Source organism: Streptomyces sp. Ru71 (assembly GCF_002920535.1).
In the GTDB taxonomy this organism is placed as follows: domain Bacteria; phylum Actinomycetota; class Actinomycetes; order Streptomycetales; family Streptomycetaceae; genus Streptomyces.
The window spans coordinates 1-26,810 of record NZ_PQSS01000094.1 but is presented as its reverse complement, the minus strand read 5'-3'; the positions used below and the strand labels follow the sequence as shown (position 1 = coordinate 26,810).

General features: G+C 73.0%; 23 protein-coding genes. 12 read left to right on the top strand and 11 right to left on the bottom strand.

Translation table 11 applies throughout. The annotated features are described in order from the left end of the window. From C3489_RS33660 to C3489_RS33640, 5 genes are all read left to right on the top strand, one after another. On the top strand, window positions 1-720 hold a 720-nt coding region (locus C3489_RS33660; RefSeq protein WP_103785915.1), incomplete at its 5' end, for an LLM class flavin-dependent oxidoreductase. A gap of 4 nt (window positions 721-724) precedes the next feature. Continuing rightward, window positions 725-1,519, top strand: coding sequence for a DUF1684 domain-containing protein (locus C3489_RS33655; protein ID WP_103785914.1), 795 nt, complete (start codon window positions 725-727; stop codon window positions 1,517-1,519). Between the two features lie 212 nt (window positions 1,520-1,731). Continuing rightward, complete coding sequence (locus C3489_RS33650) at window positions 1,732-2,583, top strand: S1 family peptidase (protein WP_103785913.1); 852 nt, start codon at window positions 1,732-1,734, stop codon at window positions 2,581-2,583. A gap of 203 nt (window positions 2,584-2,786) precedes the next feature. Beyond that, window positions 2,787-3,695 carry a S1 family peptidase gene (locus tag C3489_RS33645; protein WP_103785912.1) on the top strand — a complete coding sequence of 303 codons (909 nt, stop codon included), beginning with the start codon at window positions 2,787-2,789 and terminating at the stop codon, window positions 3,693-3,695. 326 nt (window positions 3,696-4,021) lie between these two features. After that, window positions 4,022-5,104, top strand: coding sequence for a S1 family peptidase (locus C3489_RS33640; protein ID WP_103785911.1), 1,083 nt, complete (start codon window positions 4,022-4,024; stop codon window positions 5,102-5,104). Window positions 5,105-5,242: 138 nt separating this feature from the next. On the opposite strand, the gene C3489_RS33635 is transcribed toward C3489_RS33640, so the two are convergent. Continuing rightward, a complete protein-coding gene (locus tag C3489_RS33635) occupies window positions 5,243-6,355 on the bottom strand; it encodes a DUF3533 domain-containing protein (RefSeq protein WP_258055066.1) in 1,113 nt (370 codons plus the stop codon). A 123-nt stretch (window positions 6,356-6,478) separates the two neighbouring features. On the opposite strand from C3489_RS33635, the gene C3489_RS33630 reads away from it, so the two are divergent. The 3 genes from C3489_RS33630 (at window position 6,479) to C3489_RS33620 (ending at window position 11,937) form a co-directional block, all read left to right on the top strand. Beyond that, window positions 6,479-9,913 carry a DNA polymerase III subunit alpha gene (locus C3489_RS33630; protein WP_103785919.1) on the top strand — a complete coding sequence of 1,145 codons (3,435 nt, stop codon included), beginning with the start codon at window positions 6,479-6,481 and terminating at the stop codon, window positions 9,911-9,913. After that, window positions 9,910-10,878 (top strand): hypothetical protein, encoded by a 969-nt coding sequence (locus C3489_RS33625; RefSeq protein ID WP_103785910.1) that lies wholly within the window; start codon window positions 9,910-9,912, stop codon window positions 10,876-10,878. The genes C3489_RS33630 and C3489_RS33625 overlap by 4 nt, the downstream gene beginning before the upstream one ends. 198 nt (window positions 10,879-11,076) lie before the next feature. Continuing rightward, window positions 11,077-11,937: a triacylglycerol lipase gene (locus C3489_RS33620; RefSeq protein ID WP_103785909.1), complete on the top strand. Its 861-nt coding sequence runs from the start codon at window positions 11,077-11,079 to the stop codon at window positions 11,935-11,937. 57 nt (window positions 11,938-11,994) lie between these two features. On the opposite strand, the gene C3489_RS33615 is transcribed toward C3489_RS33620, so the two are convergent. After that, the gene (locus tag C3489_RS33615) at window positions 11,995-12,978 is read right to left on the bottom strand and encodes a lytic polysaccharide monooxygenase (RefSeq protein WP_103785908.1); all 984 of its coding nucleotides are present in this window, start codon (window positions 12,976-12,978) and stop codon (window positions 11,995-11,997) included. A gap of 167 nt (window positions 12,979-13,145) precedes the next feature. Between C3489_RS33615 and C3489_RS33610 the strand changes: the two genes are divergently transcribed. Then, complete coding sequence (locus tag C3489_RS33610; RefSeq protein WP_103785907.1) at window positions 13,146-13,595, top strand: GNAT family N-acetyltransferase; 450 nt, start codon at window positions 13,146-13,148, stop codon at window positions 13,593-13,595. A gap of 13 nt (window positions 13,596-13,608) precedes the next feature. Here the strand turns inward: C3489_RS33610 and C3489_RS39700 are convergent, their stop codons facing one another. Beyond that, on the bottom strand, window positions 13,609-13,743 hold the full coding sequence (locus C3489_RS39700) for a hypothetical protein (RefSeq protein ID WP_103785906.1): 135 nt from the start codon (window positions 13,741-13,743) through the stop codon (window positions 13,609-13,611). Between the two features lie 141 nt (window positions 13,744-13,884). Between C3489_RS39700 and C3489_RS33600 the strand changes: the two genes are divergently transcribed. Further along, window positions 13,885-14,544, top strand: a complete 660-nt coding sequence (locus C3489_RS33600; protein ID WP_103785918.1) for a bifunctional 2-polyprenyl-6-hydroxyphenol methylase/3-demethylubiquinol 3-O-methyltransferase UbiG — start codon at window positions 13,885-13,887, stop codon at window positions 14,542-14,544. On the opposite strand, the gene C3489_RS33595 is transcribed toward C3489_RS33600, so the two are convergent. Then, a complete protein-coding gene (locus tag C3489_RS33595) occupies window positions 14,541-15,041 on the bottom strand; it encodes a DUF402 domain-containing protein (RefSeq protein WP_103785905.1) in 501 nt (166 codons plus the stop codon). The two genes, C3489_RS33600 and C3489_RS33595, sit on opposite strands and share 4 nt — an antisense overlap. Further along, the gene (locus C3489_RS33590; protein ID WP_103785904.1) at window positions 15,022-15,951 is read right to left on the bottom strand and encodes a GNAT family N-acetyltransferase; all 930 of its coding nucleotides are present in this window, start codon (window positions 15,949-15,951) and stop codon (window positions 15,022-15,024) included. The genes C3489_RS33595 and C3489_RS33590 overlap by 20 nt, the downstream gene beginning before the upstream one ends. A gap of 71 nt (window positions 15,952-16,022) precedes the next feature. Between C3489_RS33590 and C3489_RS33585 the strand changes: the two genes are divergently transcribed. Beyond that, complete coding sequence (locus C3489_RS33585) at window positions 16,023-16,391, top strand: GntR family transcriptional regulator (RefSeq protein WP_181139947.1); 369 nt, start codon at window positions 16,023-16,025, stop codon at window positions 16,389-16,391. Between the two features lie 75 nt (window positions 16,392-16,466). Here the strand turns inward: C3489_RS33585 and C3489_RS33580 are convergent, their stop codons facing one another. Both C3489_RS33580 and C3489_RS33575 read right to left on the bottom strand, forming a co-directional pair. Then, window positions 16,467-17,237, bottom strand: coding sequence for a DUF72 domain-containing protein (locus C3489_RS33580; RefSeq protein WP_103785902.1), 771 nt, complete (start codon window positions 17,235-17,237; stop codon window positions 16,467-16,469). Window positions 17,238-17,283: 46 nt separating this feature from the next. Beyond that, window positions 17,284-18,378 (bottom strand): DUF5925 domain-containing protein, encoded by a 1,095-nt coding sequence (locus tag C3489_RS33575; RefSeq protein WP_103785917.1) that lies wholly within the window; start codon window positions 18,376-18,378, stop codon window positions 17,284-17,286. Between the two features lie 116 nt (window positions 18,379-18,494). On the opposite strand from C3489_RS33575, the gene C3489_RS33570 reads away from it, so the two are divergent. After that, window positions 18,495-19,907, top strand: coding sequence for a xylan 1,4-beta-xylosidase (locus C3489_RS33570; protein WP_103785901.1), 1,413 nt, complete (start codon window positions 18,495-18,497; stop codon window positions 19,905-19,907). Between the two features lie 13 nt (window positions 19,908-19,920). Here the strand turns inward: C3489_RS33570 and C3489_RS33565 are convergent, their stop codons facing one another. The 4 genes from C3489_RS33565 to C3489_RS33550 are packed head-to-tail and all read right to left on the bottom strand — an operon-like array spanning window position 19,921 to window position 26,479. After that, complete coding sequence (locus C3489_RS33565; RefSeq protein ID WP_103785900.1) at window positions 19,921-23,706, bottom strand: lipopolysaccharide biosynthesis protein; 3,786 nt, start codon at window positions 23,704-23,706, stop codon at window positions 19,921-19,923. Next, entirely contained in the window at window positions 23,699-24,499 is an 801-nt protein-coding gene (locus tag C3489_RS33560) for a polysaccharide deacetylase family protein (protein ID WP_181139946.1), read from the bottom strand. Before C3489_RS33560 ends, C3489_RS33565 begins: the two co-directional genes overlap by 8 nt. Continuing rightward, window positions 24,492-25,625: a glycosyltransferase family 2 protein gene (locus C3489_RS33555; protein ID WP_103785899.1), complete on the bottom strand. Its 1,134-nt coding sequence runs from the start codon at window positions 25,623-25,625 to the stop codon at window positions 24,492-24,494. The genes C3489_RS33560 and C3489_RS33555 overlap by 8 nt, the downstream gene beginning before the upstream one ends. After that, on the bottom strand, window positions 25,622-26,479 hold the full coding sequence (locus C3489_RS33550; RefSeq protein WP_103785898.1) for a glycosyltransferase family 2 protein: 858 nt from the start codon (window positions 26,477-26,479) through the stop codon (window positions 25,622-25,624). The genes C3489_RS33555 and C3489_RS33550 overlap by 4 nt, the downstream gene beginning before the upstream one ends. Between the last annotated feature and the right edge of the window lie 331 nt (window positions 26,480-26,810).

Genomic DNA, 26,810 nt, shown 5'->3' with positions numbered 1-26,810 from the left:
GCCCCCGGCGGCTTCCCGGACCTGGAGCGCCTGGCACGCGTCGCCGAGCGGGGGCTGTTCGACTTCGTCCTGGTGGGGGGCGGCCGCGGGCCGGAGCCGGTGACGGTGCTCGACGCGCTGGCGGCCGTCACCGCGCACATCGGGCTGGCCGCCACGGTCGACGCGGCCGTCGCCGACCCCTTCGAGCTGGTCCGCCGCCTCGCCACCCTGGACGGGCTCAGCGCGGGGCGGGCCGGCTGGCACGTGGGGTCCGGCGCTGCGGCCTGCGTGGACACGGTGCGGGAGGTGTGGGAGGCCGACTTCACGGTGCCGCCCTCGCCGCAGGGGCAGCCGGTGGTGATCGTGGCGGGCGACTCCGAGGAGGAGCGGGAGTTCGCCGCCGCCCATGCCGACGTGCTGCTCACCCGGTACGGCCCGGTGGAGGCGGGGCGGTCCGTGTGCGCCGACCTCCGGCGCAGGCTGGCCCGGTACGGGCGGGAGCCGGATGCGGTGAGAGTGCTGGCCGATGTCGGCGGCGGATTCGGCGGGGTGGCCGCGGAGCTCGACGCCCATGTGGGCCAGGGGGCCGCCGACGGTTTCCTCGTCAGGGCCGGCGGTCTCGAAGAGTTCGTGGAGCGGGTCGTGCCGTCGCTGCAGGAGCGCGGCGCGTTCCGTACGGAATACCAGGGCGCGACGCTGCGCTCGCATCTGGGCCTCGGGGCCCTGGTGGGAAAGGGATGAGCTGATGACGGATCAGGCAGTGCCGGACGCGGTGGACGAGTGGAAGCGGTGGCACGAACGCCGTGTCGAGGCGGTGTCGGCGCCGTACGGGCCGCTGGCGCTCGTCGGCACGCACTGGCTGGAGGACTATCCGGAGGGGCGACTTCCGGCCATCCCCGGCTCCTGGGCCGCGAAGGACGACGGGGTCGTGCTCACCGCCGACGCCGAGGACGGGCTGACGCTGGACGGGGAGCCGTTCAGCGGGGAGGTACGGCTCGGTCCCGACGCGGGGGCGGTCGCCGACGCGCGGGTCGGGCACGGGGAGCGGCGGCTGGTCGTGCTGGTGCGCGAAGGCGTGTGGGGGGTGCGGGACTTCGATCCCGGCGCCGCGGCGCGTCGGTGGTTCGCCGGAATCGACGCCACGCCCCACGATCCGCGCTTCGTCGTGCCGGGGCGCTTCACGGCATACGGCGAGAGCCGCACCGTGCGCGTCGAGAACGCCGACGGGCGCGAGCGGGGGCTCGGACTCGGGGGTGAGCTGGCCTTCGTCCTCGACGGGCGGGAGCTGACGCTGAAGGTGTCGGTGCAGGGCGACGGCACGCTGTGGGCGGTGTTCGCCGACGCCACCAGCGGGGTGAGCAGCTTCCGCTTCCGGTTCCTGTACGCGGCGGCGCCCGACGCCGAGGGGCGCGCGGTCGTGGACCTCAACCGGGCGCAGCTGCCGCCGTGCGCCTTCGCGGACCACTTCCTGTGCCCCTTCCCGCCGCCGGGCAACACGCTCGGCGCCGCCGTCGAGGCGGGGGAGCGGAACCTGCTCTGAGCAGGGCGGCGCGCGCCGACGGGCCCGCCGGCGGCGCGCGTTGCCGCCGCCGGGCCGTTCGGTGCGCCTCGTGGTGCGCTCTTGTGCGCGGGGCGGGCGGGGGTCATCCTCACTGCCGTACCTGTCCGAGTGTCAGGAACACGCCACCCCCCGCTGCTGTCTCACGGGCCCATCACCCCAGCTGGGCCTTCCGCTTCCCAAGAGGAGGAACAGTGAGAACCAAGCGCATCCGGCTGCTCGCCGTCGCCGCGGGTCTCGTCGCCGCCACCCTGGCCGGCCTGCCCAGCGCGGGCGCGGCCCAGGCCCCCGCGCGCGGCGCGGCCCGGCTCGCACAGGTCTCGGACGCGGTGGCCGGTGCCGCCGTCGACGGCACCGCCTGGTACGTGGACCAGCGCTCCGGGCAGGTCGTCGTGACCGCGGACTCCACGGTCTCGCCGGCTCAGATCGCCCGGCTCAGGAAGGCCGCCGGCAAGGACCCGGGCGCCGTGCGCGTCGAGCGCAGCCCGGGCGTCTTCACACCGCTGGTGTCCGCCGGGGACGCCATCTACGGCGGCCAGTACCGCTGTTCGCTCGGCTTCAACGTGGTCAGCGGGAGCACCTACTACTTCCTCACCGCCGGGCACTGCGGAAAGTCGGCCAAGACCTGGTACACCGACCAGGCCCACCGCACCCTCATCGGCCCGACCGTCGGCTACAGCTTTCCCGGTGACGACTACGCCCTCGTCCGCTACGACAACACCGCGCTCAGCCACCCGGGCGGATACACCGCGGCCAACGCCTACGTGGGCGAGAACGTCAAGCGCACCGGCTCCACGACGGGCACCCACAGCGGCACCGTGACGGCGCTCAACGCCACCGTGCGCTACCAGGGCGGCGGCACGGTCAGTGGCCTGATCCAGACGACCGTGTGCGCCGAACCGGGGGACAGCGGTGGGCCGCTGTACGACGGGACCAAGGCGCTGGGGCTCACCTCGGGCGGCAGCGGTGACTGCTCGTCCGGCGGTACGACGTTCTTCCAGCCGGTGACCGAGGCGCTCAGTGCGTACGGGGTCAGCCTGTACTGACCGACGACGGTCACACGAGGGGAAGTTGAAGGCTGCACGGCCGAAAGGTGCTCTTGCGCCGACCGGCCGTTCGGCCGAATACTCCCCCTCAGCGCTTGTCAGGGGCATGCGGACTCTGTGAATCCGGGCGTCCCGGTCCCTGGCTGCGCCTCACGGGCCCCGACCCCACGCGGGCCCCCGAATTCCCATGGAGGGAACGACACGTGAGGATCAAGCGCACCACTCCCCGCGGCGGCCTTTCGAGACGGACCCGGCTGATCGCCGTCTCCACCGGACTCGTGGCCGCCGCCGCGATCGCGATCCCCAGCGCGAACGCGTCCGACGCCCCCACCACCTTCAGCGCCGCACAGCTGACCAAGGCGAGCGACTCGGTGCTGAAGGCCGACGTCCCGGGCACCGCCTGGGCCGTCGACAGCAAGAGCGGCCGCGTGGTCGTCACCGCCGACAGCACGGTGACGCAGGCCGAGATCTCCAAGATCAAGCAGCAGGCCGGGGCCAACGCCGGCGCGCTCACCATCAAGCGCACCCCGGGCAAGTTCAACAAGCTGATCTCCGGAGGCGACGCCATCTATGCGAGTAGCTGGCGCTGCTCGCTGGGCTTCAACGTGCAGGACTCCAGCGGCAACTACTACTTCCTGACCGCCGGTCACTGCACCGACGGCGCGGGCACCTGGTGGTCGAACTCCTCCCACTCGACCACGCTCGGCTCCACCGCCGGATCGTCGTTCCCCGGCAACGACTACGGCATCGTGCGCTACACCAACTCCTCGGTGACCAAGTCGGGCGCCGTGGGCAGCGTGGACATCAAGAGCGCGGCCACGCCGTCGGTCGGCACGACCGTCTACCGGCGCGGCTCGACCACCGGCATCCACAGCGGGCGGGTCACCGCGCTCAACGCGACCGTCAACTACGGCGGCGGCGACATCGTCTACGGCCTGATCCAGACCACGGTCTGCGCCGAGCCGGGTGACTCCGGCGGCCCGCTGTACTCCAACAGCGGTGTGGCGTACGGCCTGACCTCCGGCGGCAGCGGCGACTGCACCTCCGGCGGCACCACGTTCTTCCAGCCGGTGACCGAGGCGCTGAGCGCCTACGGGGTGCATGTCTACTGACGTGAGTCGGCAAGGCGGCACGGGCCCCCGCACGCGCGTCGCGTGCGGGGGCTTCTTCTTGCACGCGAGGGGCGGGATTTGGACAGGCGTAGACCTCACGGAGGGGTGAGGGGTTACTCGCTCGTAGTGTTTGCGATGGGAACCCACGTGCGAGGAGAGGGGGCGCGCTGGATGAATGTGCGTACGCCGGTCGGCGTATGCGCGTCCAGAAGTCGACCTTGTGTGCGCCCTGCGGGGTTCGGAAGAGTGGCGGGCGTCTACCGGCCTTCCGGCCCGTCCCGGTCCCCACGACCTCGGCGGGCCGTCCCCCCACAGGAGGACGAGAGTTGAAGCACCGACGCATACCCAAGCGGCGGGCAGCCGTGGCGGGTGCGGGCATCGCCGCACTGGTCGCCGCGGGAGTTACCTTCCAGAGTGCGAACGCGAGCGAGTCGGCGGACGCCGTCGCGCCGAGGACCCTCTCCGTCGCGGCGGCCGGAAAGCTCGCCTCGGCGCTCGGCGAGGACCTCGGCACCGACGCGGCGGGCACGTACTACGACGCGCGGGCGCGAAGGCTCGTCGTGAACGTGCTCGACGGCGATGCCGCGAAGACCGTCGAGCGGGCCGGCGCGCAGGCCAGAATCGTCGAGCACTCACTGGCGGAGCTGAAGAGCGCGCGGGCCTCGCTGAAGAGTGACGCGACCGTCCCGGGGACGTCGTGGGTGACCGACCCGCGCACGAACAAGGTGGTCGTGACCGCGGACCGGACCGTGTCCGCGGGGGAGTGGTCGAAGCTGAAGTCCGTCGTGGACGGGCTCGGTGACGTGGCCGAACTGCGGCGCTCGCCGGGCGAGTTCAAGCCCTTCATCGCCGGCGGTGACGCCATCACCGGCTCCGGGGGGCGCTGCTCGCTGGGGTTCAACGTGGTCAAGGACGGCCAGCCGTACTTCCTGACCGCCGGGCACTGCACCCAGGCGATCTCGACGTGGTCCGACGCCGGGGGCAAGGAGATCGGGACGAACGAGGTCTCCCGCTTCCCGGGTGACGACTACGGGCTGGTGAAGTACACGGCGCAGGTCGAGCACCCGAGTGCGGTGGATCTGTACAACGGGTCGACCCAGGCGATCACGGGGGCGGCCGAGGCCACGGTCGGGATGAAGGTCACGCGCAGCGGGTCCACGACGCAGGTGCACGAGGGCACGGTGACCGGGCTGGACGCGACCGTGAACTACGGCAACGGCGACGTCGTCAACGGGCTGATCCAGACCGACGTGTGCGCGGAGCCGGGGGACAGTGGGGGGTCGCTGTTCTCGGGGGACAAGGCGGTTGGGCTGACGTCGGGGGGCAGTGGGGACTGCGCCTCCGGTGGGGAGACGTTCTTCCAGCCGGTGACTGAGGCTTTGTCGGCTACCGGTGCGCGGATCGGCTAGCGCCGGTCTTGCCGTTGCTCAAGTCCCGCCCGCCTTTGTTGGGGGCGGGACTTGCGTGTGCGGTGCCTGTGGGGGTGGGTGCGGGATCGTTGCCGGGTGCGGGTGGATGGGTGGCTGGTCGCGCAGTTCCCCGCGCCCCTAGGGGGTTGCAGTCCCGTCGGCCTTCCCGTTCCCCTGGGGGGTTGCCGTCCCGTGGGCCTCGGCTGTGCGGGTCCGTTTGCGTCGCAGCGTCGCTGCCAGCAGCGTGACCACGATTCCGCACAGGGCCCACGCCCCCAGGGTCAGTAGGGCTGAGGTCATGGCGTTGCCGTTGAAGTACGCGATCGAGCGGGCCGACCAGGTGCCCGCCCCCGGGGGCAGGGCGGGGCCGATCGTTGCCCAGAACGGGGGCAGCAGCGGCCAGGGGAAGGCGCCGCCCGCGCTCGGGTTGCCGGCGATGACGACCAGCAGGATCGCCAGGCCGATGCCCACGACGCCGAAGAGGCCCTGGAGGGCGAGCGTCGCGGCGCCCACCGCGAAGGTGATCAGGGTGCCGAGGCCCCACAGGGCCGCCACGCTGCCCGGGAGGGCGCCCAGGATCGGGCCGACGATGACCGCGCCGCCCAGGCCGCCGATGACCGCGACCCCGGCCATCGTGGCCAGGCGGATCGTCGCCCGGCGCGGGTTCGCGGGGCGGGCCCCGGCGCTGATCGCCAGGATCGAGGCGCACAGATAGCCGCCCACGCACCAGCCGACGACCAGGTAGAAGGACGTCAGGCCGTTGAAGTCCGACGCTGAGGCCGGAGCCACGTCGACCGTGCGGACCGCGCGCTGCTGCGGAGCCTCCAGGGCCGTCGTCAGGTTCTCCAGGAACGTGGCGAGGACCCGGCCGCCGCCGGACGCGACCAGCAGGGTGTCCGTGGTGCGGGCCGGGTTGATCACCAGGGCGCCGTCGATGTCCCGGTTCGCGATCTGCCGGCGGGCCGTCGCCTCGTCGGACACCGCCCGGGCGTCCAGGGGCGAGCCGGGGAGCTGGTCGAGGCGGCCGACCGCCTGGCCCGACACCGCCGCGGGCGCGACCACGCCGAAGGGGATGTCGCGGGGCTTGGGGTGGTGCAGCGCCCCGACATAGGAGGCGATGAAGAGCAGCTGGAGGGCGATCACGCCGATCACCAGCACGGTGGCCCGGGGGGTGACGGCGTCCTTGATCTCCGCGAGGAAGGACGCTTCGGAGGGGCTACGGGGAGTGTCGGCGCCGGTGGTCTGCGTCATGTCCCCACCGTCCGGTGCGCGAGGGCGTTTGCGCAGGTGGGACGCGGCCGAACGGATGTCGTACAAGTGTTCGGCAATGGGGGTATGGTGGTGCTGTTGGAACTGATGTTCGAGGAGGTGTGTGTGCCGGGCTTTGCGCATCTGCACACCGTCTCCGGGTTCTCCCTGCGGTACGGGGCCTCGCACCCGGAGCGCCTGGCCGAGCGCGCCTCCGAACGGGACATGGACGCTCTGGCGCTCACCGACCGGGACACCGTCGCCGGGGCCGTGCGCTTCGCCAAGGCCTGCGCCAGGGCCGGGGTGCGGCCCCTGTTCGGGGTGGAGCTCGCGGTGTCCCCGCCGGAAGGGCCGGTGCGAGGGGGCAGGCGCCGTACTCCGGTGCGGGGCGGCGCGTTCGTGGACGAGTCGGCCGCACGGGTCACCTTTCTGGGGCGGGACGGTGCCGCGGGATGGGCCGATCTGTGCCGGCTGGTCACCGCGGCGCACCGGGCGGAGGGGGACACCCCGCTGCTGGGCTGGGACGACAACCGGGGCGACGGGGTCCTGGTGCTGCTCGGCCCCGACTCCGACGTCGGGCGGGCGCTCGCCGCGGGCCGCCCCGACCGGGCCGCGGCGCTGCTGGCCCCCTGGCGTGAGGTCTACGGGGACTCCCTGCGCCTGGAGGCCGTCTGGCACAGGCGGGAGGGCACGGGCCCGGGCTCGCTGCGGCTCGCCGCGCGCACCGTCGGGTTCGCAGCGCAGCAGGGCGTGCGGCCGGTGCTCAGCAACGCCGTCCGGTACGCCGACCCCGGGATGGGGCCGGTCGCCGATGTGCTGGACGCCGCCCGGCGGCTGGTGCCCATCGCCGGGGAGCTGGACTCCGGTGAGGCCTGGCTCAAGGACGCGGGGGACATGCTGCGGATCGCCGAGCGGATCGTGGAGGCCGCCGGGTACCGGCGCGACGCCGCCCACCGGCTGCTGGAGCAGACCCTGGCCACCGCCGCCGAGTGCCGGATCGACCCCGAGGACGACCTGGGCATCGGGACGGTGCGGTTTCCCGAGGCCCACCTGGTGGGCGCCGGGCGGCGCGGCGCGCAGCGGGCGCTCGCCTCGCGGGCGGTCGCGGGGATGCTGCGGCTGGGGTACGCGGGGCGGCGGGACTACTGGGAGCGGATGCACGACGAGCTCGACATCATCGGCCACCACGGCTTCGCCTCCTACTTCCTGACGGTCGCCCAGGTCGTCGACGACGTACGGGCCATGGGCATCCGGGTGGCAGCCCGGGGGTCGGGGGCCGGCTCCCTCGTCAACCACCTGCTGGGCATCGCGCACGCCGATCCCGTCGAGCACCGGCTGCTGATGGAGCGCTTCCTGTCCAGGGAGCGGGTCGTCCTGCCCGACATCGACATCGACGTGGAGTCCGCGCGCCGGCTGGAGGTCTACCGCGCGATCATCGACCGGTTCGGCACCGAGCGGGTCGCCACGGTCGCCATGCCGGAGACGTACCGGGTGCGGCACGCGATCCGGGACGTGGGGGCCGCGCTGTCCATGGACCCCGCCGAGATCGACCGGGTCGCCAAGTCCTTCCCGCACATCCGGGCGCGGGACGCGCGGGCGGCCCTGGAGGAGCTGCCCGAGCTGCGGCAACTCGCCGCCGAGCGGGAGAAGTACGGCAAGCTGTGGGAGCTGGTCGAGGCGCTCGACGCGCTGCCGCGCGGGGTGGCCATGCACCCGTGCGGGGTGCTGCTGTCGGATGCCTCCCTGCTCGCTCGGACGCCGGTGATGCCCACCAGCGGCGAGGGCTTTCCGATGTCCCAGTTCGACAAGGACGACGTGGAGGACCTCGGGCTGCTCAAGCTGGACGTGCTCGGGGTGCGGATGCAGTCGGCGATGGCGCACGCGGTCGCCGAGGTGGAGCGGGTGAGCGGGGAGCGGGTCGACCTGGACGCGCTGCCCGAGGGGGACCCGGACACGTACCGGCTCATCCGGTCCACCGAGACGCTGGGGTGCTTCCAGATCGAGTCGCCGGGGCAGCGGGACCTGGTGGGACGGCTGCAGCCCGCGAACTTCCACGACCTGGTCGTCGACATCTCGCTGTTCCGGCCGGGGCCCGTCGCCGCCGACATGGTGCGGCCGTTCATCGAGGCGCGGCACGGGCGGGCGCCGGTGCGCTTTCCGCACCCCGATCTGGAAGGGCCGTTGAAGGAGACGTACGGGGTCGTCGTCTTCCACGAGCAGATCATCGACATCGTCGACATCATGACCCGGTGCGGGCGCGGCGAGGCCGACCGGGTGCGGCGCGGGCTGTCCGACCCGGAGTCGCAGGGGCGGATCAAGGTGTGGTTCGCGCAGCACGCGGCGGCCAACGGGTACGACGCGGAGACGATCCGGCGCACCTGGGAGATCGTCGAGGCGTTCGGGTCGTACGGCTTCTGCAAGGCGCACGCGGTCGCCTTCGCCGTGCCGACGTACCAGTCGGCCTGGCTGAAGGCCCATCACCCGGCCGCCTTCTACGCCGGGCTGCTCACCCACGATCCCGGGATGTACCCCAAGCGGCTGCTGCTGGCGGACGCGCGGCGGCGCGGGGTGCCGGTCCTGCCGCTGGATGTGAACGTGTCGGGGGTCGCCCACCGTATCGAACTGGTGTCCGACAAAGGGGTGTGGGGACTGCGGCTCGCGCTGTCCGACGTGCACGGCATCAGCGAGGCCGAGGCGGCGCGGATCGCCGAGGGGCAGCCGTACGCCTCCCTGCTGGACTTCTGGGAGCGGGCCCGGCCCAGCAGGCCGATCGCCGCGCGGCTCGCCCAGGTCGGCGCACTGGACGCGTTCGGCGCCAACCGGCGTGACCTCCAGCTCCACCTGACCGAGCTGCACCGGGGTTCCCGGGGCGGTGGCGGCGGCCAGCTCCCCCTGGCGGGCGGGCGCAGGACCGCCCCGGCCGGCCTGCCCGACCTGTCCGACGCCGAGCGGCTCAGCGCCGAGCTGGGCGTGCTGTCGATGGACGCCTCGCGCAATCTGATGGACGACCACCGGGAGTTCCTCACCGAGCTGGGCGTGGTCTCCGCGCGGCGGCTGCGCGAGGCACGGCACGGGGAGACCGTGCTGGTCGCGGGGGCCAAGGCGGCCACCCAGACGCCGCCGATCCGGTCCGGCAAGCGGGTCATCTTCACCACGCTGGACGACGGCACGGGACTCGTCGACCTCGCCTTCTTCGACGACTCGCACGACGCCTGCGCGCACACGGTCTTCCACTCGTGGCTGCTGCTGGTGCGCGGCGTGGTGCAGCGGCGCGGACCGCGCAGCCTCAGTGTCGTGGGGTCCGCCGCCTGGAACCTCGCCGAGCTGGTCGAACTGCGGGCCGAGGGCGGCCTGGAGGAGGTCGCGGCACGGCTGGCGGCTCCGCCCACGGCGGCGGAGGACGGCGCAGACGGCGATCCGACCGGTGGGCGGCGCATCCGGCTGTCCACCGGATACGAGATGCATCCGTGGGCCGACCTGCGGCCCGCGGGGCAGGAGGCCTCACAAGGGCCCTCTGCCGTACGGAAGTTGTGGCATCAGAGTCCGGGGAGTGCGGGATGACCATCCTCTGCGTACGTTTCCAGCTGCCGCCCATGTACGAGGCGGCGCTGCCGTCTCTGCTCGGGTTGCTGGAGGAGTTCACCCCGGTCGTGGAGGCGCTGCCGCCGGACGGAGCGCTCGCCGATCTGCGGGGCGCCGAGCGGTACTTCGGGCGCGACGCCGTGGAACTGGCCTCGGTGATCCGGGTGCGCGCCCTCGCCCTGTACGGCGTCGACTGCCTGATCGGCGCCGGTCCCGGGCCGATGCTCGCCCGTATGGCGCTGCGGGACGCCCGTCCGGGGCTGACCTGCTCGGTCCCCGAGGGGGAGGCACCGGCGTTCCTCGCCGGGAAGCCGGTCGGCGCGTTGCCGGGGGTGGGCGCGGCCACCGCCCGCGTGCTGTGCGAGTACGGTCTGGACACCCTGGGCCGAGTCGCGGACGCGCCGCTGTCCACGCTCCAGCGGCTGGTCGGCGCCAGGGCCGGGCGCGAGCTGCACGAGAAGGCCAACGGCATCGACCGGGGCCGGGTGGTGCCCAACGCCGTCTCGCGGTCGCTGGCGACGGAACGGTCTTTCACCTGCGACGAGTTGGACCCCGACCGGCACCGCGGCGCCCTGCTGTCGGCGGCCGGGGAGATCGGCGCCCGGCTGCGCGCCGTGGAGAAGGTGTGCCGCACCCTGACCCTCACCGTGCGCTACGCCGACCGGTCCTCCACCACCCGCAGCCGCACTCTGAAGGAGCCCACCGCGCACTCACCGGCGCTCACCCGGGCCGCCTACGGGATGTACGAGGCTCTGGGCCTGCAGCGCGCCCGGGTGCGCGCCGTCGCCCTGCGCGCCGAGGGGCTCACCCCGGCCGAACAGGCCTCCCACCAGCTCACCTTCGACCCCGTGGACGAGCGGGTCCGCCGTATCGAGGAGGTCGCGGACCGCGCGCGAGCGAGGTTCGGGCCGCGCGCGGTGATGCCGGGGACGCTGGCGGCCTAGCGCGCAACTCGCCGGTGGCGGCCGGCGGCCTGGAGCACAGCTTTTCCACGGGCGGCGGTTAGCGCTGGAAGTTTTTACTGACGCGTAACTTCACACTTGCACTACTCGTTCGTAACTTGACGAATGAACAGCATCTTGTGATCCGGATCACGGGGCGTCCTGTCGTCGTACTCCCTTGAGCCGCAAGGAGATCACTCGATGCTGCCCTTCAAACGCCTGCTCAGACCGCTGGCCGCGCTCCTGCTGACCGCCGCCGCCGTCACCGGCCCCGCCACCGCCGCCCACGCCGCCGACGCACCCAGCACCGGCTGGAACGACTACTCCTGCAAGCCGTCCGCCGCCCATCCGCGGCCCGTCGTCCTGGTGCACGGCACCTTCGGCAACTCCCTCGACAACTGGCTCGGCCTCGCCCCCTACCTGGAGCACCGCGGTTACTGCGTCTACTCCCTGGACTACGGCCAGCTGCCGGGCGTGCCCCTCTTCAACGGCCTCGGCTCCATCGACCGGTCGGCGCAGCAGCTCAAGGAGTTCGTGGACCGCGTCCTCACCGCCACCGGCGCCCCCGAGGCCGACCTCGTCGGTCACTCCCAGGGCGGCATGATGCCCCGCTACTACCTCAAGTTCCTCGGCGGCGCCGACAAGGTGAACGCGCTCGTCGGCATCGCGCCCAGCAACCACGGCACCACGCTGAGCGGCCTGACCCACCTGCTGCCGTTCTTCCCGGGCGCCGAGGACCTGCTCAACGCGGCCACCCCCGCGCTCGCCCAGCAGGTCGTCGGATCCGACCTGCTGACCAAGCTCAACGCCGGCGGCGACACCGTGCCCGGCGTCCACTACACGGTCCTCGCCACCCAGTACGACGAGGTCGTCACGCCCTACCGCAGCCAGTTCCTCACCGGGCCCGATGTGCGGAACGTCCTGCTTCAGGACCTGTGCCCGCTCGACCTGTCCGAGCACGTGTTCGTCGGACTGACCGACCGGATCGCCTTCCACGAGGTGGCCAACGCCCTCGACCCGGCCCACGCCACCCCGACCACCTGCGCCTCCGTCATCTCCTGACGACGGCCCCGCACGAAGGGCCCGACCGGCCTGAGCCGCCGGTCGGGCCCTTCCGCCTCACCTGCGGACCGTCGCCCTGCGGCGCACCGACGCGAACAGGGCCGCCGCGCCGATCGCCAGCGCCGCCGCACCGCCCAGGGCGAGGTACGGGGTGCTGCCGTCGCCGCCGGTCTCGGCCAGACGCTCGCCGGCCCCGGCCGCCCTCACCCGGTTGCCCTGCGCCGTGCGTGCCGCGTCCGGCCGGCCGGCGCTCCTGGGCTCCGCCGAGGTGCTCGCGTCGGCGTCCCCGTGACCGTGGTGCTCGATCGTCGACCTGCCCGCACCGGCCTCGATCTGCTCCTCGGAGGGCGCGGACGCACTCGGCGCACTCGGCGCCGGAGAAGTCCCCGCGGAGTGCGTCGCGGAGTCGCCGAAACTGACGTCCGAACAGGAGTAGAACGCCTCCGGGCTGTCCGAACGCTGCCAGACCGCGTACAGCAGGTGCCTGCCGGAGCGCTCGGGCAGGGTGCCGGTGAAGGTGTAGAAGCCGCCCGCCGCGACCGGGTCGAGGGCCGTCGCGACCGGGTGCGCCAGGTCCAGGTCGGACCAGGCCAGGGGGCGTGCGGGGTCGTAGCCGGGCTTGGTCGCATAGACCGTGAACGTGCCCTTGTGCGGGGCCGTCACCCGGTACCGGAAGGTGTACGAGCCGCTGTGCACGTCCGTCGTGGGCCAGTCGGCGCGCGCCAGGTCCAGCCCCTTGAACTCCTCGTTGTTCGCGCTGCACAGCTTGCCGTCCGGGATCAGCTGCCGGTGGCGCCCGGCGGCGTCGCCGATGCGGATGCCGTTCCAGTCGTACAGCGCCTGCGTGCCGCCGGCCGCCACCGCCGCCTTGCACGCGGCCGACTTCGGGCTCTCCGGGCCCTCCGCGTAGCACTGCGACACCCGGCTGACCGGGTCGCCCATCGTGCCGTGCGCGGCGGCGGGCGCGGCGGCCAGCGCGGTCAGGGCGAGGGGGGCCAGGCCGAGGACGGCGGCGGTTGCGGCCGTGCGGCGAGCAGGCATGGAGGAACTCCTCGAAAGAGCCGGTGACTTGATCGGGAACCCGTGGGGGGTGATCCGAAGCTAGCCCCGGCGCAACGCGAAATCGCCTGCTGAGAGCGGCTGGAGGAGATCCTTATGGTCGCGTTAAGGGAGTGTTCGGTCTGCGATCAGGTAGCTACCGTGCTCCCATGATCGACAACGAGATCCGGCCCGCCGTCGCGGCCGACGTTCCCGCGGTGAAGGCCGTGACCGACGCCGCCTACCACCCCTACATCGAGCGCATCGGCGTGGTGCCGCAGCCCATGGAGGCCGACCACGCGGCCGACGTGGCCGCGGGCAGGGTGTTCGTGACAGGTGATCCGGTGGTCGGCCTGGTCGTGGTCGAGCCACAGGCGGACCATCTCTTCCTCGACAGCATCGCCGTCCACCCCGACGCACACGGAACGGGCGTGGGGCGGCGGCTGCTGCACTTCGTCGACGCACACGCGCGTGCGCTCGGCCTGCCCGAGGTCAGGCTCTACACCAACGCGATGATGTGGGAGAACCAGGAGATCTATCCGAAGTACGGCTACCAGGTCGTCGAACGGCGCGTGGACGGGCCCTACGACCGCGTCCACTACCGCAAGCGACTGGGCTGACACGCCGGTTGTCTCACCCGTCCGGCCACCAGGTGCGCGCGATGTCCTTTCGCACCTCCGGACGGCCGGCGGGGCGCTCGTCGACTTCCTCGCGGACGCGGCGGGAGTCCGTCTTCTTCAGGGGCTTCTGCACGGTCACACGGCGCATGGCTGCCTCCTTCGAGGGTCCACCGAGTTCCGCGTTCTCACGGAGGTAGACCCTTTCGGTGAGAGTTCCTCATCGGCGCCGCCCTGTCAGTGGCGGCCGTCACGATCCGGGATGTCAGTGGCGGGTGTCATCGTCGGCGGTATGGCAAACACAAGTGATGGAGTGATTCCCCAGCGTGTCGACTGGGACGCACAGGCGGCCGGATTCGATGAGGAACCCGACCACGGGCTGCGCGCCCCCGAGGTGCGCCGGGCCTGGGCGGACCGGTTGCGCGCCTGGCTGCCGGAGCGCGCGTCCGACGTGCTGGACCTCGGCTGCGGCACCGGCAGCCTGTCGCTCCTCGCCGCCGAGCAGGGACACCGCGTGACCGGCGTGGACAGTGCGCCCGCCATGCTGGACCGGGCCCGCGCCAAGCTCGCCGGGCGTGACGCGCGGTTCCTGCTCGGTGACGCGGCGGCACCGCCGGTCGGCGAGCGGCGCTACGACGTGGTCCTGGTCCGGCATGTGCTGTGGACGCTGCCCGAGCCGGCGCGCGTGCTGCGGCACTGGCGGGACCTGCTGCGGCCGGGCGGCCGCCTGGTGCTGGTGGAAGGCGTGTGGGGCACCGTCAGCCCGGTCGGCATACCCGCCGGCCGGCTCACCGCCCTGCTCGCCCCGCTCGCCGCCGAGGTCCGCCTGGAGCGGCTCTCGGACGAGCCGCTGCTGTGGGGGAAGGCCGTCGACGACGAGCGGTACGCGGTGGTCGCGCTGCTCCCACCTCTCCCCGGACACCGGGCAAAGGCTGATCCGGACGCCCCCTAGGCCAGCAGGTCCGTGAAGCGGTCGCCGCGCGCCCGTTCCTCCAGTTCGTCGAGGGCGGCCACCGCGGCGGCCGCCGCCCGGGGGTCGGACTCGGTCAGGCCGCTCGCCGCGAACTCGTCCTCGTCGAGCCGGCGTACGTCGCCGCCGTCGGCGGACCGCCACAGGTCCAGGTCGAGGTCCTCCACGACGAGTTCCGAGCCGGTCAGGACCGCCGGACGGGTGATGTCGCAGTACCAGCCCTTCAACCCGCCCGCCTTGTCCCGGACCTCCTTCACCGAGTACCAGCGGTCCCGCCAGTAGTACTCGGTGAAGACGTCCCCCGCCTCGAACCGCACGAAGCCGAAGTCGCGCACGGTGTCGCCCGCCCACGGCGCCCGTACGGCGATCCGGGTGCCGTCGTCGGCGAGCAGCCCGGCCGGGTAACGGATCTTCGTGCGCCCCGCCTTGACCAGGACGACCTCCACCGTGCCGGTGGCGTCAGCCGAGTTCGCGGACATACCTGACCTCCGTTCCACAGACCTCGTACCCGAACCACTTGTTGATCGCGAGCATCGGCTCGTTGCCGGTGTCGTTGCCGGTGAACGCCTCGCGGTAGCCGGCGGCGCGGGCGCGGTGCAGCGAGTCGTTCTTGGCGAGCTTGGCCAGCCCCCGGCCGCGGTGGGCGCGTGCGGTGCCCGTCATGCCGGTGGCGTAGCGGGTGGCGCCGTCGGTGCGGGCCGCCGTGAACGCGACGGGACGGCCGTCGGCCACCGCGACCGTGGTCAGCTCGGCGTCGAACAGCGGGTGCCGCCAGGTCTCCTCGACCCAGGTGTCGAAGTCGGTGAACTCGACGTCGATGTCGCTGGGTTCGTCGGCCGTGGTCTCCGCGTCGAGCGCGAACAGCGGACGCAGGTCGCCGGCGAAGTCGGAGCCCTTGCGCAGCTCCACGCCGGGCGGCGGGTCCTGGAGGGGCGGCAGCGTGCCGTCGGCCAGGTCCAGGCGCAGGAAGTGCGCGGACCGGCTCGCGCGGTAGCCGTGCCGCTCGGCGAAGGCGCGGTTGCGGGGCCCGTCCAGCACCCAGGACAGCAGCTTCCTCGCCCCGTGGGCGGCCAGGTGCTCCTCGGCGGCCCGCAGCAGCAGCGTGCCGACGCCGTGTCCGGTGTGGTCCGGGTGCACATAGATATTGACGTTGCCCTGGCCGGGCTCGGTGCTGTCGTGCGCGAGGAACACCTGCGCCGTGCCGATCACCTCGCCGTCGCGCACGGCGACCAGCGGCCGGTAGTGGGCGTCCGGATGCATGCGGGTCAGGTCGTGGGTGAGCGACTGGGGGGTGATCAGGATGAACGGCAGCGCCAGGTGCCGTACGAGGGCGAAGCCCTCCAGGTCACCGGCGGCGTCGGGGCGCAGTTCGCGGACGGTCACTGTCATGGAGGCGCACGCTACGGGGCGGGGCGGGACGGCTGCCTCTCATTTTCCGGCGGGTACGGGACAATCGGCCCGTGAGCCTGAAGATCCGTATCGATGACAGCGCGCCGCCGTACGAGCAGGTGCGGGCGCAGATCTCCGAACAGGCGCGGTCGGGTGCGCTGCCGGTCGGGTACCGGCTGCCGACCGTGCGCGGTCTCGCCGAGTCGCTGGGGCTGGCCGTGAACACGGTGGCCAAGGCGTACCGGGCGCTGGAGGCCGACGGGGTGATCGAGACGCGGGGCCGGCACGGCACGTACGTGGCCGCCGCCGGCTCGGCCGCGGAGCGGGAGCTGGCCGCCGCCGCGCAGGCGTACGCGGAACGGGCCCGGCGGCTGGGGCTCACCGAGGACGCGGCGCTGGCCGCCGTACGGGACGCGCTGCGGGCGGTCCACGGCGGGTGACCGCCCGGCAGGCAGCGGTGGCCGACCGGCTGCGGCGTCCGCTTCCCTGACAGGGGACCGGCTCAGGCGTGCGGGTCACCGGTGGTGGGCCGGCTCCGGTGTCCGGGTCACCGTCAGTCCCGCCCGGCGGGCCGCCCTCGCGAACACCTGCGCGTCCCCCACCGCCGCCCCGTTCGGGTCGTTGTTGAAGTAGGCGTACACGTCGTGGTCGTCGGCCCAGGTCGTCGCGATGCGGTCCACCCAGGTCTCCAGCGAGCGGCGGCCGTAGTGCGGCCAGGCCGCCGCGCGGCCCTGGTGGAAGCGGACGTAGCCCCAGCCGGTGGTGCGCCACAGCGGGGTGACCGGGCGGGCCAGCACGTCCGCCCAGCACAGCGCCGCGCCCCGCAGCTCCAGGACCCGCCGCACCTCGGGCGTCCACCACGACTCGTGCCGCGGCTCCACCGCGACCCGGGTGCCGGCCGGGAAGCAGGCCAGGCAGGCGTCCAGCAGACCGGCGTCCGCGCGCAGCGTCGGCGGAAGCTGGAGCAGGACCGGGCCGAGCCGGTCGCCGAGGCCCGCCGCGCGGTCCATCAGCCGGTGCACCGGCTCCTCGGGCTCCTTCAGCCGCTTGATGTGGGTCAGGTACCGGCTCGCCTTGACCGCGACCACGAAGCCCGCCGGCACCCGCGCCGCCCAGGACTCGAAGGTCTCCCGGGCCGGCAGCCGGTAGAAGGCGTTGTTGACCTCGACGGTGGCGAAGGCCGCCGCGTACTCCTCCAGCCACAGCCGCATCGGCAGCTCGGGCGGGTACAGCACACCCCGCCAGTCCCGGTACTGCCACCCCGACGTCCCGACGAAGAGGGTCATACCCCCATCAAAGCACCCGCGAGGGACATGCCCCCGGTCAAGAGCGCTACAGATACAGCCCGGCGTCCGCGCCTTCCCGCGGCTCCGGCACCGCTGTCGGGGAGGAGCCCCGCCGCAGCGCGTACAGCTCCGCCAGCGTCGCCCCGTCCCGGCCGACCCCCTCCTCGGTGCCGAGCCAGGCCACCGACTCCGCCCGGGTGAGCCTCCCGACCTCGATCCGGGCCAGACAGCGGCCGGGGCGGACCACGGCCGGGTGCAGCCGCTCCAGGTCCTCGTTGGTGGTCACGCCGACCAGGACGTTGCGGCCCTGGCCGAGCAACCCGTCCGTCAGGTTCAGCAGCCTGGACAGCGCCTGGCCCGCCGTGTGCTTGGCCTCGCCGCGGATCAGCTCGTCGCAGTCCTCCAGGAGCAGCAGCCGCCAGCGGCCCTTGCCCGCCGCGTCCTCCTCGCCGATCGCGATGTCCATCAGATAGCCGACGTCGGAGAACAGCCGCTCCGGGTCCAGCACGCAGTCCACCTGGCACCAGTCCCGCCAGGACCGGGCCAGCGTGCGCAGCGCCGACGTCTTGCCGGTGCCGGGCGGGCCGTGCAGCAACAGCAGCCGCCCCGCGATGTCCTGCGGGGTCGTCTTCATCAGGCGGTCCATCGCCTCGGCGACCGGGGCGGTGTAGTTGGGCCGGACCTCCTCCCACGTCCCGGCGGAGATCTGCCGGGTGGTGCGGTACGGGCCGCGCCGCGGGGAGACGTACCAGAAGCCCATCGTCACGTTCTCCGGCTGCGGTTCCGGCTCGTCCGCCGCGCCGTCCGTGGCCTGGTCGAGGACCTTCCGCGCCAGTTCGGCGGTGGTCGCGGTCACCGTCACGTCGGCGCCCCGGCTCCAGCGGGAGACCAGCAGCGTCCAGCCGTCGCCCTCGGCGAGGGTGGCGCTGCGGTCGTCGTCGCGGGCCACGCGCAGCACCCGCGCACCCGGCGGCAGCAGGGTCGCGCCCGAGCGCACCCGGTCGATGTTCGCGGCGTGCGCGTACGGCTGCTCGCCCGTCGCGAAGCGGCCGAGGAACAGCGCGTCGACGACGTCGGAGGGGGAGTCGGAGTCGTCGACGGTGAGCCGGATCGGCAGGGCGTCGTGCGGGTGTGCAGGCATGGCGCCCATGATCCGGCACCGGGACCCGGCCTGCACCCGGTTTCCTCCCGGATTCTGTGCAGGAGACCGGCTGCGCGTGGTTTCCACCCGCTGGTGCCGCCGTTACTGTTGCCCTCGTGGGGGGACGACATGGGTGGAATTCGGGGGAACTGCGGTGGCGGATCACCGCACTGCTCGGCGTGGGCGCGGCGGCGCTCGCCCTGATCCTGACGCTGATCGGCACCCTCCCCGGCGATGACGGCACGGCCGGCACCACACCCGACGGCGACAAGGTGCACGGCACGCCCGCGACCCCGGCCGGGCGCCCGGCGCCGGACGTCGGCTGGGGCTTCACCCACACCCAGTTCAGCGCCGACGAGGGCGGCCCGGCCGCCGTGGCCCGGGTGCGGGACCGGCTCAAGGGGAGCCGGCCGGCGCAGAACCAGGCGCTCATGGGCTGGGGCGCCGACAACCCCGAACCGGTCCAGGGCCGCTACGACTTCACCGCCCTCGACCGCCGCGTCGACTTCATGCGCGCCTCCGGCTCCACCCCCGTCATCACCCTGTGCTGCGCCCCGGACTGGATGAAGGGCGGCAGGCCGGGCACCACCGACTGGAGCCGGACCTCCCTGGAGCGAGCGCCCCGGCCCGAGCACTACGCCGACTTCGCCGCGCTCGCCGCGACCGTCGCCAAGCGCTACCCGGACGTCAGGCACTTCCTCGTCTGGAACGAGTTCAAGGGCTTCTGGAACGACGGCCGCGCCCGCTGGGACCACGAGGGCTACACACGCATGTACAACCTCGTGTACGCGGCGCTGAAGAAGGTCGACCCGGACATCATGGTCGGCGGCCCCTACCTGGTGATGGACAGCCTCGACCCGCGCGCGCCGGAGGCCTCGAAGACCTTCACGGGCCCGTGGGGCGCCATGGACCAGCGCGTGCTGGACTCCTTCACGTACTGGAACCGGCACAAGGCGGGCGCCGACTTCGTCGTCGTGGACGGCTCCAGCTACACCAACGACGACGAGCTGCTGCCCGACGAGTTCGCCGCCACCGACAAGTTCACGGCGGTGAGCCGCTGGGTGCGCGAGCAGAGCGGGAACCTGCCGCTGTGGTGGGCCGAGTACTACGTCGAGCCGGCCGACGGCGACGACGAACGCAAGGGCTGGTCCGAACAGCGCCGCGTCGCCGTCCAGGCCGCCGGGATGATCGCCCTGGCCAAGGGCGGGGTGTCGTCCGCCTTCTACTGGAACCCGGAGAAGGAGCAGGGCGCCGACTGCCCCGGCTGTCTGTGGACGCCCACCGGCAGCGCGGGCGGCGGCGCCCCGCTGCCCATGTACGACCTGCTCTCCCGGTTCGCCGCCGCCTTCCCGCCGGGCACCCGCCAGGCCACGGTGCCCGTCGCCGCCGACGACGTGCCCAACGTGCGGGTGCTGGCGAGCGAGCGGACCGTCCTGGTGGTCAACACCCTGGACCGGCCCATCAGCGCACAGGTCGACGGCAAGCGGTTCGACCTGCAGGCGTACGGGGTGAAGTGGCTCACCCGCTGAGCCACTTCACGCCTCACTTCATCGTCAGGAACCGCTGCACCAGCGACGCGAAGACCACCGCGAGCAGCGGCAGCGCGAACCAGAACATGCTCTGCAGCCGGCGCACCTGCCGCACGCTCGGCCGTGTCGCCACCCGGATCACCTCGCGTGCGGCGAGCAGCAGGATCAGCGCGACGGCGGCCAGCGCACCGACCACCGACCACGGCGTCCAGGTGATCTGCGGCCCGATCGGGCCCGGATCGGCCCGGGGCACCTCGTCGGCGGGCTGCTCCCGCAACGCGTACATCGTCACGTCCGCGTTGCTGTACACCCTGGCCAGCTCGGGCCGCTTGTCGAGGTTCTGCAGCAGCCGGGGCTGCCAGGTCGCCGAGTAGCCGACGTCCAGCTGCAGATAGGTGACCTGGCTGCGGTTGATCATCAGATACGAGTTCGGACCCGCGTCCTTGAGCGCCTTCACCAGCCCGGACACCAGCACCGGGTCCCCGGGCGCGAGCGTCGGGACGTAGTTCACCTTCTCCATGTCTTTCGCGCCCCACGGCAGCGCCGGAGTCACATCGTTGACGGGGTCGCTGCTCAGCCACAGCAGCCGCACCGTCGGATCGTCGTGGGCGTACACGAAGTCCATGGCGGCGACCTCGCCGAGCCGGGTGCGCTCGAACGGCTCGTTGCCCCACCGCGCCACCAGGAAGCCGCCCATCAGCAGCAGGCCCGCCAGCAGCGCGGCCAGCGGAGCGAGGCTCACCCGGTCCCTCTCCCGCTCCTTGGCGGTGACGCCGGTGCGCGGGAAGAGGGCGAGACCGCCCAGCAGGGCGGCGCCGGGCAACGCGAACAGGAAGACGCGCAGCGCCATCTCACCGCCGTAGGACTGCATGCCGAAGCCCAGGAACGGTACGAAGGTCAGCACCAGCAGCGACCGCTCGCGGTACCGGTGCTCGCGCCGGCGCCACCAGCCCCAGCAGGCGAACGCCAGCACGCCGCCGGCCAGCGCCACGCGCGTGTACAGCACCAGTCTGTGCGCGGAGCTGCCGCCCCCGATCCGGCCGGAGACGGACGAGGAGACGTTGCCGCCGACCCCGCCGACCCCGCCGAACAGGTCGTCGAAGTGGCCCGACCAGTACGGCTCGGCCAGATAGCCGACCCACACCGCGACCAGGACGGCGAACAGCAGCGGCAGCCCGCGCAGTTCGGACCTGCCGATGAGCACGAGGGCCGCGAGCACACCGAGCATCATGAACGGGGTGAGCTGGTGGGCCGGCACGCTCGCCGCGTACAGGCCGATCAGCACGCCCAGCAGGACGGCCCGCTGACGGCGGTTGGTGGGCTCCACCTCGGCCTCCCCGGGGCGGTACCTGGTCCACAGCACGCGCGGTGCGCGGAACCACACCAGCAGGATCGCCACGAACACCAGGTACAGCAGATAGGTGAAGCCCTGCGGGGAGAAGTAGTCCTGGCCGACCCAGCCGCCCAGCACGAAGATCCAGACGCCGGTCCACTTGGCTCGCCAGCTCGCCCGCATCGAGCGCACCAGCAGGAACATCGGCGCCAGGTAGAGCAGCTGGATCGCGGTCGGCCACCAGCGGATCACCTCGGTGAGGTCGTCGACCCCGCACGCCCTGAGCACGAACGCCGCCGCCGCGAAGAAGCCCGGCCAGCTCCAGCGGGCGTCCAGGTCGGGGACGGCGGAACCGGTGCGGTCGAGGTAGTCCAGGAAGCCAAGGTGCTGCCAGGCGGTGGGGAAGCGCGGCTCGGTCTCGATCACGGCCGGCAGCGCGTGCAGGGAGACGACCGTCGCCAGCAGCGTGACCAGCAGCAGGCCCTTGTGCTCCCGGCCCAGCCACAGCAGCGAGGCGAACACGGTCACCAGCAGCGCCGCCCCGACCAGCGTCGGCGCCGGCAGCACCGAGACCAGACCGAGCCCGCCCATGCGGTCCAGGTCGGCCTCGCCGAGCCGGAGCGCGGGCACCCAGTACAGCAGCAGCGCGGCGGTGAGCAGACAGCCGAGGACCAGGCCGGGGCGGGTGGGCGTCAGGCGCCCGCGCGACGGAGGCGGCTCCGCGGGCGGCGGCTCCTCCGCCGGCACGGGGGCCTCCCGCCGTACGGCGGCCGCCTCTTCCGCCACGACCGCCTCCTGCTCGCCGAACCCCGCGTCGAAGGCCTCCTCGAACGGCGCGTCGATCTCGGCGGGCCCGAGCGAGGCGTCCGACCCGGGCTCCCGCGCCTCCACCGGCAGACCGAGCGCCCACTCGGGGACCGTCGGCGTACCCGCCGGGGGAGTGCCGGGGCCGGGGCGGACGTCGGGCCGTCGCTCCTGGTGGTCGAAGTCGACCTGCACGCCCAGGGCGAGGGTGTCCTTGTCCAGCGCCCAGGCGGGCCGGTGCGCCCGCACGGGGACGCTGTCCTCGGGGGCGCCCAGGTCGGCGAGGTCGCCGTCGGGGGCGACCTGGTCGCAGACCGCCGGTCCGGCCGTGACCGTCCGGTACAGCCTGGGCGCGGCGATGGCGACGATCACCGCGAGTGAGGTGATCTCGGCGACGCCCGCACCGGTCAGGCCCATGCGCGGGAGCAGCAGCAGCGTCAGCCCGAGCACCAGCACGCACAGCAGGCCCTGCAGCCAGGCCAGTCCGGCGGTGCGGCTCTGTGCGCGCAGCACCGCGAAGTACGTCTCCATCACCACCCGCAGCACCGCCCCGACGGCGAACCAGCGCAGCAGCGGGGTCGCCGCGTCCGCGTAGCCGGGGCCGAACACGCCGAGGATCCAGGGTGCCCCGACGAACAGCACCCCGGCGACCGGCAGCATGATCCTGGCCATGCGCCTCAGCGCGGCCCGGGTGTTGGCCGCGAGCCGGCCCGGGTCGTGGGAGCCCTCCACGGTGAGGGAGGCGCCCATGTTGATGGCGAGCAGGTTGCAGGTGCCGCCGATGGTGGTGGTGATGTAGAAGTACGCGTTGTCCTCCGCGCTGACCTGCGCGGCGATGATCACCGGGACCAGGTAGACCACCGCCAGGGAGAACAGCGAGCCGGTGTAGTCGCCCGCCAGGAACCGTCCGATCTCCCTCAGCGCCGGCGGTTTCGCGTGATCCTCGGTGGCCTCCATGTGCCGGGGCACCAGCCGGCGGAAGACCAGCCAGCCCAGCGGCAGCACCGAGAAGGCGATCGCGGCCACCCAGGAGACGAACACGCCGGTCGTCGGGATCGCCACCGCGAACGCCACCAGCAGGGCCAGTTTGACGGCGGAGAACGCGGTGTTGCCGACCGGCACCCACGGCGCGCTGCGCAGCCCGGTCAGCACCCCGTCCTGCAGGGTGAGCACGTTCCAGGCGACGACGGCCGCGATGAAGCCCAGGCCGTTGAGGGGGCCGTGCAGGAAGCGGTACGACGGCCCCCACACGTCCAGCGTGAGCAGAAACACCGCGGCGGCAAGCGCCACCACCACCGAACTGCCCGCGTAGGTGCGGAAGATCAGCCGCCCGGTGGTGCGGCCCGCGACCGGGATGAAGCGGGCCAGGGCCCCGGTGAGCGTCACCGCGGTCAGGCCCGCGAGGAGCTTCATCGCGGCGATGGCGGCGGAGCCCTGCCCGACGGCCGACTCGTCGTACCAGCGGGCGGCGGCCAGCCAGAAGCCGAGTCCGAGCACCGCGGAGATGCCGGTGTTCAGCATCAGCGCGTACGCGTTGCGGAACAGCTGGCTGCCGCCGCCGGGGGACCGGCCCCGCCCGGGCAGCCGCAACCGCCGTGCCGGCGCTTCGGACCCGTCCGGCCCGCCGGCCGTCTCCTGTGCTGTGGTCGTCGTGTCAGACACGGGATCTGCTGGCCTTCCGGCGGATCTGGCGGGCTCTGCGGACCATCGCGTACCCCTTGGTCAGGGCCCGGTCGCGGAGAAAGGAGCGAGTGATCGCGCGGCCCTGGAGCAGCCGCTCGAACTCGTCGGCGCCGGTGGAGCGGCGCACGGTCACGCGGTGCAGGGCGTACGGCCCCTGGCGGCGCCGGGCGAGCGCGTTGCCGACGGCGAGCGCCTGGTCGTAGCCGGCCCCGCGCACCGCCTGCCGCACCCGGCGGCTGGAATAGCCGTAGGGGTAGGCGAACGACACCGGCAGCGCGCCGAGTTCCCCGGCGACGACGTCCCGGCAGCGGGTCAGCTCGCGTTCCAGGTCCTGGTCGCCGAGCTGGTCGAGCTGCGGGTGGGTGTGGCTGTGCCCGCCGATCTCCACTCCGGCGCCGGCCAGGTCGCGGACCTGGTCCCAGTCGAGCATGGTGTCCAGGCCGCCGCCCGTGTCGTGCTCGCCGCGCAGCCAGCCGGTGGTGACGAACAGGGTGGCCGGGAAGCCGTGCCGGGCCAGCACGGGCAGGGCGTGCCGGTGCACGCCCTCGTAGCCGTCGTCGAAGGTGATGAGCACCGGCCGCGCGGGCAGCGGCGCACCGCGGCGCCAGTGCGCGGCCAGCGCCGCCGTGGTGAGCGGGGTCAGGCCCAGGTCGCCGACGATCGCCATCTGCTCGGCGAACGCCTCCGGCGCCACGGACAGGACACGGGTGGCGTCGTTGGGAGCGGCGGCGACGGAGTGGTACATCAGGATCGGCACGCTGCCGTCAGACATCGGCACCTCCCTCGCCCCGGCCGGCCGGAACCGGACCGTCCCTGTGTGCCGGTGCGGGTTCGTCGCGGTCCGTCGCAGCGCGAGCGTCCCGGTGTGCCGGTGCCCGTTCGGGCCCGTTCACCGGCGGTCCCTCGTTCCGGCTCGACCCCGCGTCCTCGATCCGGCCCACCGAGAACGTCACGTCACCGCGCCGTGCCCGCACGCTCCCCACCAGGTAGCCGGCGCTCGCCGTGAGGACCCCGGTGGCGATGGCGCCCGCCCGACCCGCGCCGCCGGGTCGGCCCAGCAGGGCGTCGCGCAGGCCGCGGGCCACTGCGGCCGGCAGCACCCGGGTGGTGTACCGGCGTTCGGACTCCAGCCCCTTGTCCGCACCGACGCTGCGGGCCACGAGTGCCTTGGACAGGCCCTCCGCGTAGGTGCGGGTGCGGAAGTACGCGAAGTGCTCGCGCGCCGCCGGCACCCGGTGGTGGATGACGGCGCGGTCGTCGAGGAGCAGCACCGCGTCGGGCAGGGCCCGGCTGAGCCGGATGCACAGCTCGGTCTCCTCGCAGCCCAGCGGCCGCCGGTCGCCGTCGCGGCCGATGCCGGTGGCGAAGGCGCCGGCCGCGTCGAAGGCCGTACGCCGGAAGGAGGCGTTCCCGCCGAGCACGTTGCGCACCCGGGCGCGTCCGCGCGGCAGGCCCCGGTAGGCGCAGCCGACGACCCAGTCGAACTCCTCCGGGAACCAGGCCGGCCGCCGCCCTGACGCCCACACGGGCACGGTGCGGCCGCCGACCGCCATCACCCGCGGGTCGGCGTACCCTTCCGCGAAGTACCCCAGCCAGTCGCGTTCGGCGACGGCGTCGTCGTCGAGGAAGGCGATCACCTCCCCGCGGGCCGCGGCGATGCCGGTGTTGCGCCCGGCGGACAGGCCGCGCGGCCCGGCGTTGGCCAGGACACGGACCCCGGCCGTCTCCTTGTACTCGCGGGTGAGCCGGTCGTGCAGCGCCGGGTTGTGGTCGACGACCAGCAGCGTCTCCAGGGCCGGGCGGGACTGGGCGCGCACCGAGGCGACCGCCGCGAGGATGTCCTCCCAGCGGTCCTCGGTGTACACGCAGATGACGACCGAGATGCCGGGAGCGCTCAAGACACCTCCCCCCGAGCCGTGTCGACCGTGTCCAGCAGCGGCGACTGCCGCTCCTGGCGGCGCAGCTCACGCCGGTTGGAGCGCTCCTTGAGGATCACCTTCAGCACCCGCAGCCCGTCTCTGACGGCCCGCAGGTTGCTGGTGCCGTGGATGCGCAGGTACTCGTGGCTCGGTATCTCCTGCACCTTCAGCCCGGCCTTGACGACCCGGATGTTCATCAGCGTCTCGACCTCGAAGCCGGTGCAGTCGAGCTCGATCTTGTCCAGGCAGTGCCGCCAGAAGGCGTTGTAGCCGTAGCACAGGTCGGTGTAGCGCGCGCCGAACTTGCGGTTGACGGCCGTGCACAGCGCCCAGTTGCCGAGCTTGCGGATGAACGTCATGTCGTCGGTGCCGCCGCCGTTGGCGAAGCGCGAGCCCTTGGCGAAGTCGGCGCCGGAGACGAGCGCGGAGACGTAGGAGACGATCTCGTTGCCGTCGGCGGAGCCGTCCGCGTCGACCATCACGATGATGTCGCCGGTGGCCGCCTCGAACCCGGTGATGAGGGCGTCCCCCTTGCCCCTGCCGTGCTGCCGCACCACCTTGACGCCGGGCCGGAGATCGCGGGCGACCTCGACGGTGCCGTCGGTGGAGTTGCCGTCGACCAGGACCACCTCGTGTATCCAGTCCGGCAGCGTCTTGAAGACGTAGGGCAGGTTCTCCGCCTCGTTCATGGCCGGTATCACCACGCTCACCGGCGGCGTGATGGCCAGATGCGAGGAGATCGGCCGGTACTTGCCCTCGGTGTGCTCACCGAGGCCGTGCTCACCGAGCGAGGTCTTGTCGGCTTCGCTGGGCGAAGGCAGAACTGAGCTCATGGGTCATGTCCCTCTCGTCCGGCGGACCGCCCGCCCCTGGGCGGCCGCTGAGTGTCCGGTTCGAAAGGGGGGTCCTCACGCACGGAAACGCGGGTGCGGCACCCCGTCTTCGTGGGTGAGCTGGCAAAGCTGGCCGGGCCGCCGGATGGCGACGGCAGCCGGTCGCGCGGCACGACTCGGTCACATGAGCGGTCACCGAGCACCCCCCTACCGCGCCCCGCCCGGAACGTCGCGGTTCCTGAGCCCTCCCCATGAGCCGCGTGATGACGCACCGATGCGAGTGAGATGTACGACGGTATTGACGATTGAACCGTTATGGCAAGACCCGGTC